The 14,611-nt window shown below is 70.0% G+C and carries 16 protein-coding genes; 9 read left to right on the plus strand and 7 right to left on the minus strand.

The features are described from left to right. Nucleotides 1–39 precede the first annotated feature (39 nt). Entirely contained in the window at nucleotides 40–1,365 is a 1,326-nt protein-coding gene (locus tag OHS58_RS37705) for a GH1 family beta-glucosidase (protein ID WP_328645590.1), read from the plus strand. Beyond that, nucleotides 1,355–2,623 (plus strand): MFS transporter, encoded by a 1,269-nt coding sequence (locus OHS58_RS37710; protein WP_326945496.1) that lies wholly within the window; start codon nucleotides 1,355–1,357, stop codon nucleotides 2,621–2,623. Before OHS58_RS37705 ends, OHS58_RS37710 begins: the two co-directional genes overlap by 11 nt. Before the next feature lie 338 nt (nucleotides 2,624–2,961). On the opposite strand, the gene OHS58_RS37715 is transcribed toward OHS58_RS37710, so the two are convergent. Both OHS58_RS37715 and OHS58_RS37720 read right to left on the minus strand, forming a co-directional pair. Beyond that, complete coding sequence (locus OHS58_RS37715) at nucleotides 2,962–3,384, minus strand: hypothetical protein (RefSeq protein WP_328645591.1); 423 nt, start codon at nucleotides 3,382–3,384, stop codon at nucleotides 2,962–2,964. 13 nt (nucleotides 3,385–3,397) lie between these two features. After that, a complete protein-coding gene (locus OHS58_RS37720; protein ID WP_247059747.1) occupies nucleotides 3,398–3,733 on the minus strand; it encodes a hypothetical protein in 336 nt (111 codons plus the stop codon). A 328-nt stretch (nucleotides 3,734–4,061) separates the two neighbouring features. Between OHS58_RS37720 and OHS58_RS37725 the strand changes: the two genes are divergently transcribed. Then, nucleotides 4,062–5,447 carry a helix-turn-helix transcriptional regulator gene (locus OHS58_RS37725; protein ID WP_247059750.1) on the plus strand — a complete coding sequence of 462 codons (1,386 nt, stop codon included), beginning with the start codon at nucleotides 4,062–4,064 and terminating at the stop codon, nucleotides 5,445–5,447. Nucleotides 5,448–5,460: 13 nt separating this feature from the next. Continuing rightward, nucleotides 5,461–6,348: a phosphotransferase family protein gene (locus OHS58_RS37730; protein WP_328645592.1), complete on the plus strand. Its 888-nt coding sequence runs from the start codon at nucleotides 5,461–5,463 to the stop codon at nucleotides 6,346–6,348. A gap of 211 nt (nucleotides 6,349–6,559) precedes the next feature. On the opposite strand, the gene OHS58_RS37735 is transcribed toward OHS58_RS37730, so the two are convergent. From OHS58_RS37735 to OHS58_RS37750, 4 genes are all read right to left on the minus strand, one after another. Continuing rightward, the gene (locus OHS58_RS37735; protein WP_328645593.1) at nucleotides 6,560–7,588 is read right to left on the minus strand and encodes a copper resistance D family protein; all 1,029 of its coding nucleotides are present in this window, start codon (nucleotides 7,586–7,588) and stop codon (nucleotides 6,560–6,562) included. Between the two features lie 4 nt (nucleotides 7,589–7,592). Continuing rightward, nucleotides 7,593–8,144: a copper resistance CopC family protein gene (locus OHS58_RS37740; RefSeq protein ID WP_326945500.1), complete on the minus strand. Its 552-nt coding sequence runs from the start codon at nucleotides 8,142–8,144 to the stop codon at nucleotides 7,593–7,595. Then, the gene (locus tag OHS58_RS37745; protein WP_328645594.1) at nucleotides 8,145–8,909 is read right to left on the minus strand and encodes a YcnI family copper-binding membrane protein; all 765 of its coding nucleotides are present in this window, start codon (nucleotides 8,907–8,909) and stop codon (nucleotides 8,145–8,147) included. It lies immediately after the preceding gene. A gap of 73 nt (nucleotides 8,910–8,982) precedes the next feature. Next, nucleotides 8,983–9,477 carry a hypothetical protein gene (locus OHS58_RS37750; protein ID WP_328649918.1) on the minus strand — a complete coding sequence of 165 codons (495 nt, stop codon included), beginning with the start codon at nucleotides 9,475–9,477 and terminating at the stop codon, nucleotides 8,983–8,985. Between the two features lie 370 nt (nucleotides 9,478–9,847). Here OHS58_RS37750 and OHS58_RS37755 point away from each other — a divergent pair, with 370 nt between their 5' ends. The 4 genes from OHS58_RS37755 to OHS58_RS37770 are packed head-to-tail and all read left to right on the plus strand — an operon-like array spanning nucleotide 9,848 to nucleotide 13,410. Then, nucleotides 9,848–10,495: an ABC transporter permease gene (locus tag OHS58_RS37755; protein ID WP_328645595.1), complete on the plus strand. Its 648-nt coding sequence runs from the start codon at nucleotides 9,848–9,850 to the stop codon at nucleotides 10,493–10,495. Beyond that, nucleotides 10,482–11,669, plus strand: coding sequence for an ABC transporter ATP-binding protein (locus tag OHS58_RS37760; RefSeq protein WP_326945502.1), 1,188 nt, complete (start codon nucleotides 10,482–10,484; stop codon nucleotides 11,667–11,669). The genes OHS58_RS37755 and OHS58_RS37760 overlap by 14 nt, the downstream gene beginning before the upstream one ends. After that, nucleotides 11,666–12,445: an ABC transporter permease gene (locus OHS58_RS37765; protein WP_326945503.1), complete on the plus strand. Its 780-nt coding sequence runs from the start codon at nucleotides 11,666–11,668 to the stop codon at nucleotides 12,443–12,445. Before OHS58_RS37760 ends, OHS58_RS37765 begins: the two co-directional genes overlap by 4 nt. Continuing rightward, complete coding sequence (locus OHS58_RS37770; RefSeq protein WP_326945504.1) at nucleotides 12,442–13,410, plus strand: glycine betaine ABC transporter substrate-binding protein; 969 nt, start codon at nucleotides 12,442–12,444, stop codon at nucleotides 13,408–13,410. Before OHS58_RS37765 ends, OHS58_RS37770 begins: the two co-directional genes overlap by 4 nt. Nucleotides 13,411–13,465: 55 nt before the next feature. On the opposite strand, the gene OHS58_RS37775 is transcribed toward OHS58_RS37770, so the two are convergent. Beyond that, nucleotides 13,466–13,918, minus strand: coding sequence for a winged helix-turn-helix transcriptional regulator (locus tag OHS58_RS37775; protein WP_328645596.1), 453 nt, complete (start codon nucleotides 13,916–13,918; stop codon nucleotides 13,466–13,468). 89 nt (nucleotides 13,919–14,007) lie between these two features. Here OHS58_RS37775 and OHS58_RS37780 point away from each other — a divergent pair, with 89 nt between their 5' ends. After that, complete coding sequence (locus OHS58_RS37780; protein WP_328649919.1) at nucleotides 14,008–14,601, plus strand: dihydrofolate reductase family protein; 594 nt, start codon at nucleotides 14,008–14,010, stop codon at nucleotides 14,599–14,601. Nucleotides 14,602–14,611 lie beyond the last annotated feature (10 nt).

The following is a 14,611-nucleotide window of genomic DNA, read 5'->3' on the forward strand; positions in this document are numbered from 1 at the left end:
TCACCCGTACGGGTGGCCTGACGAAGGGGTCAGCAGCCGGTGCAGAACCCGAACTTCCCGCCAGACTTCCTTTGGGGTGTTTCGACTTCGGCGTTCCAGATCGAAGGCGCCACCACCGAAGGCGGGCGCGGTCCGTCCATCTGGGACACGTTCACCGCGACGGAAGGCAAGATCGCTCGCGGTGAAGAGGCAAACGTAGCCGCCGACCACTACCACCGCTACCCCGAAGACATCGCGCTGATGGCGGAACTCGGCGTCGGTGCCTACCGGATGTCCATCGCCTGGCCCCGGATCCAGCCCGACGGGAAAGGCGCGCCCAACGCCGAGGGGCTCGGGTTCTACGACAAGCTCATCGACGCCGTGTGCGAGGCCGGCATCGCGCCCGCGGTCACGCTCTACCACTGGGACACCCCGCAGGCCGTCGAAGACGAAGGCGGCTGGCTCGCCCGGGGGACCGCTGGGCGCTTCGCCGAGTACGCCCACATCCTCGGCGAACGTTTCGCCGATCGGGTGAAGCTGTGGATCCCGTTGAACGAGCCGATGGTGATGTCCATCTTCGGTTACGCGATCGGCGAGTACGCACCCGGAAAGACCCTCCTGCTCGACGCCATCCCGACCGCGCACCACCAGAACCTCGCGCACGGCCTCGCCGTCCAGGCGCTGCGCGCGGCCGGCGCCACGAACATCGGCACGGCCAACAACCACTCGCCGATCTGGCCGGTCGAAGACAGTCTGGAGGACGACGCGGCCGCGGTGTGGCTCGACGCGCTGCTCAACCGGCTCTTCGCGGATCCCGTTCTGCTCGGCACCTACCCCGAGCAGCTCCACGAGCACCTGCCCGCCGGGTTCGCCGACGACCTGCCGACGATCGCCCAGCCGCTCGACTTCTACGGCGTCAACTACTACGAGCCCCAAGGCGTCGCGAAGCCCAGCCCGGGCAACCCGCTGCCGTTCGACCTCCGCCCGATCGAGGGCTACCCGATGACGACCAACGACTCGCCGATCGTCCCGCACGCCCTGCGTGAGCTGCTGCTGGACTTCCACCGGCGCTACCGCGACAAGCTGCCGCCGATCCAGATCACCGAGAACGGCTGCAGTTTCGCCGACGTCGTCGCCGAGGACGGCGGCGTGCACGACCCCGAGCGGATCGACTTCCTGCACAGTCACCTCGTCGCGGTGCGCGAGGCGATGGACGCCGGAGTCGACGTCCGGGGGTACTTCTGCTGGTCCCTGATGGACAATTTCGAGTGGTCCAAGGGCTACGCGCCGCGCTTCGGCCTGGTGCACGTCGACTACGAGACCCTCCGGCGCACGCCGAAGGATTCGTTCCACTGGTACCGGAAGCTGGTGCGGGATGAGCAGTGAGACGACCGAGGCCACGGGCCTGCCCGAAGCCCTCGCCGAGCCCGTCGTGCGGGTGCGGCCCGGCTGGATGAGCCTGCTGTTCTTCGCGAACATCGCGCTCTGGCTGGGGATCTACGCGCCCATCCAGGTGCTGCTGCCGCAGCAGGCGGAGCTGCTCGACCAGGTGAACAAGGAGTTCGTGCTCGGCATCGTGATGGGTGCCGGCGCGGTCGTGGCCCTGATCGTCAACCCGGCGGTCGGGCTGCTGTCGGACCGGACGTGCTCGCGCTTCGGCCGCCGCCACCCGTGGACGGTCGTCGGCGCGGTCGTCGCCGCGGTGGGCCTGCTGGTGCTGGGGTTCGCGCCGAACGTCGCGCTGCTGATCGCCGGCTGGTGCCTGGTGCAGGCCGGGCTCAACGGCATGCTCGCCACCCTGATGTCCGCCATCGCCGACCGGGTGCCGGTCGGGCAGCGCGCGCAGGTCGGCGGGCTGGTCGGCATCGCGCAGATGCTCGGCACGGTGCTGGGCGCGGTGGTGGTCGTCGTGATGCTCGGCATCGCCGGGATCCCGCTGGCCTACGCGGTCTGCGCGGGGATCGTCCTGGTCGGGGCCGCGTTCTTCGTGCTCCGGACGCCGGACGCGCGGCTGCCGGTCGAGCACCGCCCGTCGTCGGCGGCCGGTGAGGTGCTGCGCAACCTCTGGGTCTCGCCGCGGCGGCACCCGGACTTCGCGTGGGCCTGGTCGTGCCACTTCATGATCAACCTCGGCAACGCGTTCGGGACGCTCTACTTGCTGTTCTTCCTCAAGGACGCGGTGCACTACCCGGACCCCGACACGGGTCTGTTGATCATGATGGGGCTCTACGGCGTGGCGCTCGTGATCGGGGCCGTGCTCGCCGGGCACTTCTCCGACAAGTCCGGACGGCGTAAGCCGTACGTCCTTGCGGCCTCCGGTGTGATGGCGTTGGCCGCTTTGCTGCTGGTGATCTGGCAGAGCTGGCCGGTCGCGCTCGCCGCGTCGCCGCTGCTGGGCGTCGGTTTCGGTGCGTACATGGCCGTCGCGCTCGCGATGCTGACGCAGGTGCTGCCGACGGCGCAGGACCGCGCGAAGGACCTGGGCGTCATCAACATCGCGAACTCGCTGCCGCAGGTGGTCGCCCCGCTGCTGACGCCGCTGGTGCTCGCGTACCTCGGTGGCTACTCCGGGCTCTTCGCCGCTTCGGCCGTCGCGACGCTGCTGGCCGCGGTGCTGGTCCTGCGGGTGAAGGCGGTCCGTTAGCGGCCGGACGCAGACGTGGAACCGCGGGCCGGTGCCGGTCGGGGGAGGGGAGTGCAACGGCACCGGCCCGCGGAATTCGGGGCCGCACGTGTGGGGCGGGCGCGCTGCGGACCAACTCCATGATCACGCTGCGCTTGATGATCAATCTAGCGGGCGATTACCGCCCGGGCTAGGGCTAACGCGTAATTTTTTCGATTAATCGCGATGGGGACCGGGAGGTTGGCCGGGGACTGGTTCGCGCTGCTCGGGGGTGCGGGCGAAACAGTCCCCGGCCAAGGCGAGAGCGGGCGCGGGTCCGATGGGGCGATCGGCCGGCCGCGCTCCCGGACCGGGGTGGATCAGGCGGTGAGCGCGCGGCGCGGGTTCACCAGGGCGTGCCGCCCGGTGGTCTCGGCCGGGGACGGGGCGGGCACCGGACGGCCCTGCGTCGGCACCGGGCTCGTGCGCCGGCCCTGCAGCCCACGGGCCGTCGAGGCCTGCTGCGGGGCGAGGCCGCCGGCCACCAGGTGCTCGTGCGCGACCTGCCAGACCGAGCACGGCGCCTTGCAGCGGTGCCACCGGGTCGAGCAGGTGGGGCAGTCGCCGCGCTCGTCGGGCTCGTGCATCTTCAGCATCGCGCGCCACGCCTCCGTGAGACGGGGGAGTTCGGAGCGCGCGACCGAGACGAGCGACTGGGCGTCGGCGCGGTTCGCCAGGTCGGTCAGCATGTCGAGGCGCTCCCAGACCGCATTGCGGAGGACCTGCCCGAGTACCTGATCCATGATCAGCTCACCGTTACCTTTCCGCCATCTTGGCGGCTTCGTTGAGCGCGGCGCGCAGCTGTCCGAGCTGGCCGGACGTCAACCGCGCGGTCTCGCCGGGGGGCGAGACCAGTACCACCTGGTTGTCCTCGACGAAGACCGTCACCGCGCGTTCGCGCTCGATGAGGTCTCCGCACTGCACCCGCCACACGAGCTGGCCGCCTTCGTAGTGGCGGACGGCCGCGGTGCGGGGGTCCACCGCGGCGGCGGGGGTGACCGGACGGACAGGGGAGATGGGAGAGACCGCCGGCCGCACGGCACGAGTGGCCGTACCGACATGTCCCCCTGCGAACGAGTCCACGAACTCCACGCCCTTCTCCGCTCTGTCGTCCTCTTCGAAACTGCCTTCTGCGACATCGCTTCGTCTTCGCGTTGTCACAGCGCTGCGGTTTTCGTAGCTCTCCGTGATCGCAACCGGTGTCCGGGCGGTGACGGAGATCTGACAACTACAGTGAGGTGAAACCGGGTGCGATAGAAGGTCGAAATGGCGTCATAGCGGTGACCGGACTCGGTTCCACGGTAAGCGGTCAACGGACTTCGCCCGGACCGATCAGGGCGCAGTTCGCCTGGTTCACAAGGTTCGGCAGCTTTGCTTACGCTGATTCACAGACGCCCGACCGGACAGTGGAGGGGGCGCGATGGACGCCAGTAACGGTGGCAGTGCCGATGCCCGGCAGAGCCACGCCGTTCCCGCTGACGCGTGGGAGCAGCCCGAGATGAGAGCTGCGCTCGCCGCCCGTGAGATCAGCGCCGTCTACCGGCTCCTTCGCAAGCACGGTGTCTCGCAGCGCCAGATCGCCGCGATGACCGGCCAGTCCCAGTCCGAGGTGTCGGAGATCCTCAAGGGTCGCCAGGTCATGGCCTACGACGTCCTCACCAGGATCGCCGACGGCCTGGGTGTCCCGCGTGGATACATGGGCCTCGCCTACGACGAGGCCACGGCGATACGCGTCGTCGGCTCCGCCGACGGCCAGCAGGCTGAGGAGGACGAGTCCGTGAAGCGACGGAGGTTCCTCGCGCACGCCGCCCAGGTCACGATGGGTGCGGCGGTGTTCGGTCCGGAATCGGGCACGTGGTCGGCGGGACCGGCGCGAACGCCCGCTCCCGGGCGCATCGGGATGACCGACGTGCGCCAGGTGGAAGCCGCGACGCGCGCGCTGCGCGCCCTGGACTACCAGTACGGCGGCGGGTTCTGCCGCGACGCCGTCGTGGCGCAGCTGTCCTGGGGCCAGCAGATGCTGGAGTCCAACGGCACCGACCTGGTCAAGAACCGGCTCTACGTGGCGCTCGCCGACCTGCACTCGCTGGCCGGCTGGACGTCGTTCGACACCGGGCTGATGGACTCCGCCCGCGGCCACTTCGCGAACGCGCTGGACCTGGCCAAGCAGGGCGAGAATCACCCGCTGGTGGCCAACGTGCTCTACCGCATGGGCCGCGTCTACCTGCACCAGGACGCCCCGAACGACGCGCTGAAGCTGTTCCAGCTCGGCCAGATCGCCGCCCAGGAATCGGGCTCCGAGCTGGCGGTGTCCGTGCTCTGCGCGAACGAGGCCTGGGCCTACGCGATGATGGGCAACGAGGAGCAGGCGGTGAAGCTGCTCGGCCGGAGCAAGGACGAGTTCGAGCGCGCCAACCTGGCCGAAGCCGAGTCGTGGGTGAAGTTCTTCACCGAGACCGACGTCTACGCCATGGTCGGCACCGTCCACACGGTCCTCGCGCAGAAGAACGCCGAGCACACCAAGTTCGCGATCCCCGCGCTGACCAGGGCCGTCGACTCCTACGACGACGAGATGGCCCGCTCCAAGACGTTCATGCTGAGCGCGCTGGCCACGAACCACCTGCTGGACGGCGACCTCGACCACGGTTCCAAGGTCGGCGGCAAGGCCATCGACTGCGCCGAGGGCATCAAGTCCGAGCGCGTGAAGGACCGGATGCGGCCCCTGCAGGAAGAGGCCGAGCGCCGCCGCAACAACGCCGACGCCCGTGACCTCGCCGATCGCCTCCACGCTTTCTACGCCGCGTAACGCCGGAACCGTCTTGGACGGACGGTTCACCCCGGAGAAGCTGCGCGGCGTGCTGGCCGAGACCTGCACGCTGCTCGGCCTCGACCCCACCGGCGCGCGGCTGCTGCGGTTCACCAACAACGCGGTGTACGCGCTGGTCACGGCCCCGGTCGTGGTCCGGATCGTCGGCTCGACCCGGCTTCGGCACCGCGTCGGGACCGTGGTCAGCGTCGCCCGCCACTTCGAAGCCCACGGCGTCCCGGCGATCCGGCTGCTCGGCGGCGTCGAGCAGCCGATGGCCGTCGGCGAGCACCTCGTGACCGTGTGGCACCAGGTACCGAGCATCGGCCGGCCGGCGTCCCCGGCCGACCTGGCCCGCCTGCTGAGCCAGGTGCACGCCCTCCCCGCGCCCGACGGCCTCGCCGAGTGGGCGCCGTTCGCCGCCGTGCGGGCCCGGGTGTCCGACGCCGAAGAGATCAGCGCCGCCGACCGCGCGTTCCTGCTGGACCGCTGCGCCGAGCTCGAGGCCGCGCTGGCCGGCCTGGAGTTCCCGCTGCCCCGGGGCCTGGTCCACGGCGACGCGTACCCCGGCAACGTCATCCCGGGCCCGGACGGGCCGGTGCTCTGCGACTTCGACTCGTCGTGCGTCGGGCCGCCGGAATGGGACCTGACGCCGCTCGCCGTCGGCCGTGAGCGGTTCGGGGACCCGCCGGTGCAGTACCGGACGTTCGCCGCGGCCTACGGCTTCGACGTGACGTCCTGGCCCGGTTTCGCCGTGCTGCGGGGGATCCGCGAACTGAAGCTGACGACCAGCGTGCTGCCCATCCTGCGCAGCCGGCCCCAGGTGCGGCCGGAGCTCTTCCGCCGGTTGGACGATCTCCGGCACGGCCGGACGGACGTCCGGTGGACGCGTTACCGCTGAGCGGACGTTGTCACATCATGTGACCGGCGCCACATCCTGCACGTGCATTCGACGACCTCGGATGACCGTTCGTCGCTTACGGAATGTCGTCTGCTCACGGTAGAAAGTTCTGCCCGACCGGTCACCTCCAATGGATGCCCAGTCATTCCAATGCGCAAGTTGCAGCTACACGCCGTGACGCCACGTCGGTTCTACCTGCATTGGCGCGCGTTCAAGACGCGACGACCGGTGCGCGCGTGAGCACGACGGCGAAGCCGAACGCCAATCCCATGACGGTCAGCTCGAGCGTCGCCCACGAGGCGAGCGCCGTCCGGTTGTGCCGGACGATCTGGGGCATCAGCCGCCAGCGGACGTTCGCGCCGAGCAGCGCGATCACCCCGGTGCAGGCGAGCTTGAGGATGAGCAGCTGCCCGTACGGCGTCGTGAAGATCGCCGCCCAGAACCCGATGGTCGGGTTGAGCGAGATCTCGATGAGGCCGTTGAACAGGCCGGTCGCCGCCGAGATGATCAGGCAGAGCGTCGCCAGCTTCGAGAACCGGGGCATCGCGTGCGCCAGCAGCGTCCGGTTCGCGACGAGCAGCACGGCCATCGCGCCGAGGCCGCCGGTCCAGGCGACGGCGCTCATGACGTGCAGCTCCATCGAGATCATCGTGTAGTCGTGGTAGCTCCAGTTCGACGCGTGCCCGGTGACCGGCAGCGGCAGCAGCGCGAACAGGCCGAGCCCGACGCGGACCTCGGCGGGGATCTTCTCGCCGTACCGCAGGGCGAGCGCGCCGATCCCGGCGTGCGCCAGGGCCAGCACGGCGACGATGACGAGCGCCTTCCCGGCGCCGACGTTCGCGATGTAGCCGCCGATGTCGGACGCCGTGAGCGTCGAGGTGCCCGGCTTGTACTCCGCGGTCTGCAGGATCAGCGTGACGACGGCGGTCGTGGCCCAGATGAGCGCGGCCGCGACGCCGGCCGGCCGGGCCAGCCGCATGATCGGCTCGGTGAGCTTCGGCCGGTCGTACCCGACGAGCACCGACAGCAGCGCGAGCCCGATCGTCGTGACCGCGGACAGGTCGAGCAGCACGCGGACGATCGGGATGCCGGCCGAGACCACCGCGCTGGGCTCCACCACGCCGGGGACCGGGGTGCTGGCGGTGAGCGCGACGCCGATGAGGGCGCCGAGCAGCCCCGCCGTCACCATGCAGAGCAGCGTGACGTAGCGGGGTTTGGTGGTGGTCTCGGCCTGAGTCATCGCGTCAGTTCTCTTCCACCGCTTTGCCGCCCGACCGGAGCGCGACGACCAGCCCGATCGCCAGCAGGACGACCGCGCCGGCGATCCACACCCAGATCGGCACCCCGGTGGACGACGACTGCGACGTCGCCTGCGAGGAGGAGCCGCCGGGCGACTTCGCCGCGTCCACGGTCGCCGGCGTGCCGGTGCCCGCGGCGGTGAGGGTGAACGTCAGCTCGCCGGTCACCGGGTGGCCGTCCGCGGACAGCACCCGGTAGCCGATCGTGTACTTCCCGGCCGGTCCGAGCGGCCGCAGTGGCGCGCTGATGACGTTGTTCACCACGCTGATCGGTCCTTCGGCCCACTGGCCGCCGCCGGGTCCGGTCACCGCGATCTGGTTGACGTCCGCGCCCTGCACGTACTGGTCGAACGTCAGGCTGACCTTCTGCGGCCCGGCGGCGACGGACGAGCCGTTCGCCGGGTCCGCGGAGATCAGCACGTTGTGCGCCAGCGCCGGGGTGGCCGTGCCGAGCACGGCCACCACCGTCAACGCCAGCGCCACGAGGGCTTTCCGCATTTAGCTGGCGCCTCCCGGCTTCGCTGTGGCCTTGCGGGCCCGGATCGTCGCGCCGGCCCCGACACCGAGACCGATCGCGCCCACGAGCAGGCCGGCCCCGCCGAGCCAGCGCGCGGTGCTGTCCGACGTCGACGACGCCGCGGCTTCAGTGTGCTCGCCGGTGGTCGCCGCGGTGTTCGCGCCCATGCCGGCGTGCTCGTCGCCGTCGGCGGCCTTCGCGGCCAGCTTGACGGCGGGCGCCGGGTGCTCCGGCTCTTCGCCACCGGCCGGGGTCGGCTGGTTCCAGTCGACGACCTTGCCGTCGCTGTAGGTCTGGTGGGCCGGGAACTCGACCTCGTCCACGTTGGACGGCAGCGGGCCGAAGCTGACCTCGAACTCCTGGTAGTCGGTGGACTTGAGCTCGCTGCCCGGCGCCGCGGTCCACGTCACCGCGGTGACGGCCTCGGTGATCTGCGTGCCGTTGTCCTTGGTGATCGGGGCCGGCAGCTTCGACTTGGTGACTTCGGCGGTCCAGCCGGGGATCGGCTTGGTCCGCACGCTGCCGATGCCGTAGTCCGCCTTGAAGTCCACGGCGACCTTGGTGGTCATCGTGGTCGGCTCTTCGCTCGGCACGCGGAACACGATCGCCGCGTAACCGCCCTTCGTCGGCTGGGCGCCGTAGACGTTGGCGGTGACGTGCGCGGAGGCGACGCCGGTGCCGAGGAGGCCGGCGACACCGATGGTGGCGGCGAGGAAACCGGCGCGCTTGAAGACGTGCTGGGACATGCGTTCACTCCTGATGAACTCAAAAGGGGACAGCGAACTCGGGGGTTCGCTGGTGCGGGGGAAGAAGCTCGGTTCAGGAGTGGGCGGGCGGGCCGCGCCGCCCGTGGATCCGGCGCAGGTCGACGCCGACGAGGTGGCTCGGCGCCGCGGTGCGGGCCGGGACGAGCGAGGCGGCCGCGACCGGCACCGGCAGCGGGCCGAGCAGCCGCGGCAGGATCGCCCGCAACGCGGCCAGCAGGCCGACCAGCGTCTCGTCCGCGCGAGCGAGCAGCAGCGCCGTGACCACGGTCGCGACGGCGTGCGCGGCGACCATGCCGAGGCTCTCGGTGCCCGGCATGGCGTACATGTCGTGGTGCCCGGCGAGCGTCGTGAGCAGCAGGTGCATCACGAGCTGGGCCGCGCCCAGCAGGCCGATGGTGGCGAGCGGGCCGCGGGCCTTGCGGGCCAGCGCGGTCGCCGTCCAGCCGAACAGGCCGCTGAGCAGCACGGTCATCGCCGGATCCGGCAGCCCGCCGTCGGCGAGCCGGTGCGCGGTGACGGTGAGCGCACCCGCGGTCACCGCGAGCAACACGCCGCGAGTAGCACCCAGCACGGCGGGACGCCGTCCTGAAGTGCTCATGGCGAACACTCTAAGCGACTCCCCGACGGGTGATTTGGTGATCCCGTCAACTGAGCACACGTGGAGTTCACGGCTCCCGATCGGCATCGGTTCAACGCTGTCATCGCCGGGTCTCCGCCCCGGGCCGGGGGCTCCGCCACCCGAAACCCTGAAAAATCGGCTTTTTGTTGCCGATCACGTCCGGATACGGAACGGTGTCGGAATCAATGAGGCCTGGAACGGGGGTTTGGCTTCGGCGCACGGTGGGTACTGAGCCGTCGGTCAGGAGCTAGCCCGTTCGGGTGAAGCCTCACGGACGCGGGCGGGAGTGCGGACACGGATGAATCTCTTCGAGTACATCTCGGACCGGGCGAGCAAGTTGTGGTTGGAGGCCTACCTGCACACCAGCCTGGTGGTGCAGTGCACGATCCTCGCGGCGGTGCTCGGCGTGCTGATCGGGGTGGCGGTCTACCGCAGCCCGATCGGTTCGGCGCTCGCCACCGCACTGGCCAGCACGATCCTGACGGTGCCGTCCTTCGCCCTCCTGGGGCTGCTGATCCCGATCTCCGGGCTTGGTCCGACGACCGCTGTCATCGCGCTGGTGCTCTACGGCCTCCTGCCGATCGTCCGGAACACCATCGTGGGACTCGACGGCGTCGACCCCGCGATCACCGATGCCGCGCGCGGCATCGGGATGAGCCGGTTCGGCGTGCTGACCCGGGTCGAGCTGCGGCTGGCCTGGCCGGCGATCCTCACCGGGATGCGGGTCTCCACGCAGATGCTGATGGGCATCGCGGTGATCTCGGCCTACGCGAAGGGCCCCGGCCTCGGCGCCGAGGTCTTCTCCGGGCTCACGAACGCGGGGAGCACGAACTCCCTGAACCAAGCCGTCACCGGCACGGTCGGGGTCGTCATCCTCGCCCTGATCCTCGACGGCATCTACGTCCTGATCAAGCGCTTCACCATCTCGAGGGGTGTCCGTGGCTGAGAACGCTGTGACCGAAGAAAACGGCGTCTCCGGCGTCGAGATCGAACTGGAGCACGTCACCAAGAAGTACGCCGGGACCCGCGAAGCCGCCGTCGACGACTTCTCCATGGTCGTGCCCGCCGGCAAGATCGTCGTCTTCGTCGGCCCGTCCGGCTGCGGCAAGACCACCACGATGCGGATGATCAACCGGCTGATCGAGCCGACGTCCGGCCGGATCACCATCGGCGGCGACGACGCGCTCAAGCTGGACGTCGACACCCTGCGCCGCCGGATCGGCTACGCGATCCAGCAGGCCGGGCTCTTCCCGCACTTCACCGTCGCGCAGAACATCGGGGTCGTGCCGGGCCTGCTCGGCTGGGACAAGCAGAAGGTCAACGACCGGGTCGAGGAGATGATGGACCTGGTCGGCCTCGACGCGTCCGACTTCCGCGACCGCTTCCCGCGGCAGCTCTCCGGCGGTCAGCAGCAGCGTGTCGGCGTCGCCCGCGCGCTGGCGGCCGACCCGCCGGTGCTGCTGATGGACGAGCCGTTCGGCGCGGTCGACCCGATCACCCGCGGCAACCTGCAGGACGAGCTCCTGCGGCTGCAGACGGAGCTGAAGAAGACCATCGTCTTCGTCACGCACGACTTCGACGAGGCCGTGAAGCTCGGCGACAAGATCGCGGTGCTGGGCAACCAGTCGTCGATCCTGCAGTACGACACGCCCGAGGCGATCCTGGCGAACCCGGCCAACGACACGGTCGCCGGCTTCGTCGGCGCCGGCGCGTCGCTGAAGCAGCTGACGCTGCTGCGGGTCCGCGACGTCGAGCTCCAGCAGGACGCGCTGACCGCGACGGTCGACGACGACCCGGCCGAGGTCCGCAAGAAGCTCGAAGACCAGCGCAAGCACTTCGCACTGGTCCTCGACCAGCGCAAGCGGCCGATCCGCTGGGCGCACGTGCGCGAGCTGACGTCGGCGTCGTCACTGGCGACCGCCGGACGGCCGCTGCGCGACATCGTCAGCCTGCAGTCGACGCTGCAGGACGCGCTCGAGGCGATGCTCGCCGAGGGCGGTTCGGTGCCGGTGACCGGTGCGCGCGGGGAGTACGCGGGCACCATCCAGCTGGACACCGTGATCGCGACCATCCAGCACCTGCGTGAAGAGCACACGAACGGCGAGGAGGTGTCCGCATGACCGCTGCCGTCGATACCGGTTTTTCCACCGAGTCCGGCTCCAAGCGCGCGGAACGCGTCCGGCTGTTCGCGCAGCCCGCCGTGGTGCTGGTGATCGTCGCCGTGACCCTGATCTGGGTGTTCTCGAGCGGCCTGACCGCGACCGAGAAGGAGACGCTCAACGCCTCTTCGCTGTTCACGGCGCTGGGTGACCACGTCCTGATGACGCTGGTGGTGACCGCGATCGTCGTACTGGTCGCGGTGCCGCTCGGGGTGATCGTGACGCGGCCGTGGGCGCGGTTCCTCGCGCCGATCTTCCTGGCGATCGCGAACATCGGCCAGGCCGCGCCCGCGCTCGGCGTGCTGGTGCTGTGGTTCATCGTCACCGGCGCGACCGGCGGGCTGTGGGTGGCGGCGCTGCCGCTGGCCTTCTACTCGCTGCTGCCGGTGCTGCGGAACACGATGGTCGGCATCCAGCAGGTCGACGAGTCGCTGATCGACGCGGGCCGCGGCATCGGGATGTCGGCGACCGCCGTGCTGTTCCGCGTCGAGATGCCGCTGGCCGTCCCGCTGATCCTGGCCGGCCTGCGCACCTCACTGGTGCTGGCGGTCGGCACCGCGACGTTCGGCATGTTCGTCAACGCCGGCGGGTTCGGGCTGCTCATCGACACCGGGTACAAGCTGAACCTGACCTCGGTGCTGGTCACCGGTTCGGTGCTGGCCGTGGCGCTCGCGCTGCTGGTCGACTGGCTCGGCGCGGTCGCCGAACAGTTCTTCGGACCGAAGGGGCTGCGATGAAATTCCGGCGCATAACGGCAGTCTTCGGCGCGGCGGTGCTGGGCGCGACGCTCTCGGCGTGCGGGCTGACGGTCAACCAGGCCGTGCCCTACGACATCCAGCCGGGCACGATCCAGCCGATCCCGTCGCTGCAGGGCCTGAAGGTCACGGTGGGGTCGAAGGACTTCACCGAGAACATCATCCTGGCGTACATGGCCGAGATGGCCCTGACCGCGTCGGGCGCGGACGTCGTCGACCTGTCGGACATCAAGGGGTCCAACTCGTCGCGGCAGGCGCTGCTCTCCGGGCAGACCGACGTCACCTGGGAGTACACCGGCACGGGCTGGATCAACTACCAGGGCAACGAGCTCCCGGTGCCCGGCGGCGAGAAGGCCCAGTACGAGGCGACGGCCAAGGCCGACGAAGAGAAGTTCGGCGTCACCTGGCTGAACTATTCGCCGCTCAACGACCAGTACGCCTTCGCCGTCACCGAGGCGTACGGCGCGCAGAACAACCTGAAGACGACGTCGGACCTCGCGGCGTTCATCAAGCAGAAGCCGGACCAGGCGGTGTTCTGCCTGGAGACGGAGTTCACCAGCCGCCAGGACGGGTTCCCGGCCGCGGTGAAGGCCTACGGCTTCCAGAACCCGAAGATCGAGAACTTCGGCATCGGCACGATCTACTCGGCGGTCGCGGGCGGCACGTGCCCGGTCGGCGAGGTGTTCACCACCGACGGCCGGATCTCCGGGCTCAACCTGCGGGTGCTCGAGGACGACAAGAAGGCGTTCCCGCAGTACAACGCCGTCGCGACGCTGCGCACGGACTTCGTCAAGGCGCACCCGGACATCCGCGGTCCGCTGGAGAAGATCAGCGCGGCGATCGACAACGAGCAGATGGTCCAGCTCTGCAAGCAGGTCGACGTCGACGGCCAGGACGCGGGCAAGGTGGCCCACGACTGGATGGTCAAGAAGGGCTTCGTGAAGTAGCCCGCCACGACGGGGAACGGCCGGGCAGCACACGCTGCCCGGCCGTTTCGCTGTCTCAGGCGGCCGCACCGGGCCCGGGCAGCGGGTCGACGTCGCGGGCGTGCATCGGCTCGCCGCAGCAGGTGCACCGCACGCCGGCCGCGCTGATCTCACCGCACCCGCGGTGGCGGTAGACCACCGGCGGCCCGGCCGCGCCGGCGAGCCACTTGTCACCCCAGCCGGCCATCACCATGAGCAGGTCGACGAGGTCGGTGCCCTTCTCCGTCAGGACGTACTCGTAGCGCGGCCGCTGGTCGTAGGGCCGCCGGTCGAGCACGCCGTGCTCGACGAGGTGGTTCAGCCGCTCGGTCAGGACCTTGCGCGAGATGCCGAGGTCCGCCTGGAGCTGCTCGAACCGGGTGAAGCCGACCCAGACGTCCCGCAGGATCAGCGGTGACCACGGCTCGCCGATGACGTCGAGCGTGCGCGCGATCGAGCACGCCATTTCGCCGAAGTTCGTCCGCTGCATGCACCCAGTCTACGCCTTGGGGTTCCCTCAGGGAACGCTGACTGCTACGGTTCTGGAGTCTCTTGAAGGAACTCTGGGAGGATGACGAGATGGGCAAGGTCTTCGGCGCACACGCGGTGTCGGTCGACGGGTACATCACCGGCGCCGGGCCCGGCCCTGGTCACGGGCTCGGCGACGGCGGTTCGCTCTTCGACTGGTACTTCGCCGGCGACACGCCCAGTGCGGTGTTCGACGGCTTCAAGCTGAGCGAGCCGAGCGCACGGGTCTTCGACGACGTCGCCGGCCGCGTCGGCGCGGTCGTCGCGGGCCGCAACACCTACGAGGACTCCGACCGCTTCGGCGGCGGCAGCCCGCACCCGACGGCGCCGCTCGTCCTGCTCAGCCACCGCCCGGCGCCCGGGATCACCGACCGGCAGACGCTCGTCACCACCGGGATCGAGGACGCCGTCGCGGCGGCGCGCGGGATCGCCGGCGACAAGGACGTCACCCTGATGGGTGGCGGTGTGCTGACCGAGGGGCTCAAGGCGGGGCTCGTCGACGAAGTCGTCCTGCACCAGGTGCCGGTCCTGCTCGGCGGCGGGCGTCCGTTCTTCCAGGCGCTGCCCGCGCACGTGCGCCTCCGCCTTCTCGAAGTTGTCCCGGCGCCCGGTGTCACCCATCTTCGATACGCAGTCGAAAACTGAAGGAGCAGCT

It is taken from the genome of Amycolatopsis sp. NBC_00348 (assembly GCF_036114655.1).
Classification (GTDB): Bacteria; Actinomycetota; Actinomycetes; order Mycobacteriales; family Pseudonocardiaceae; genus Amycolatopsis.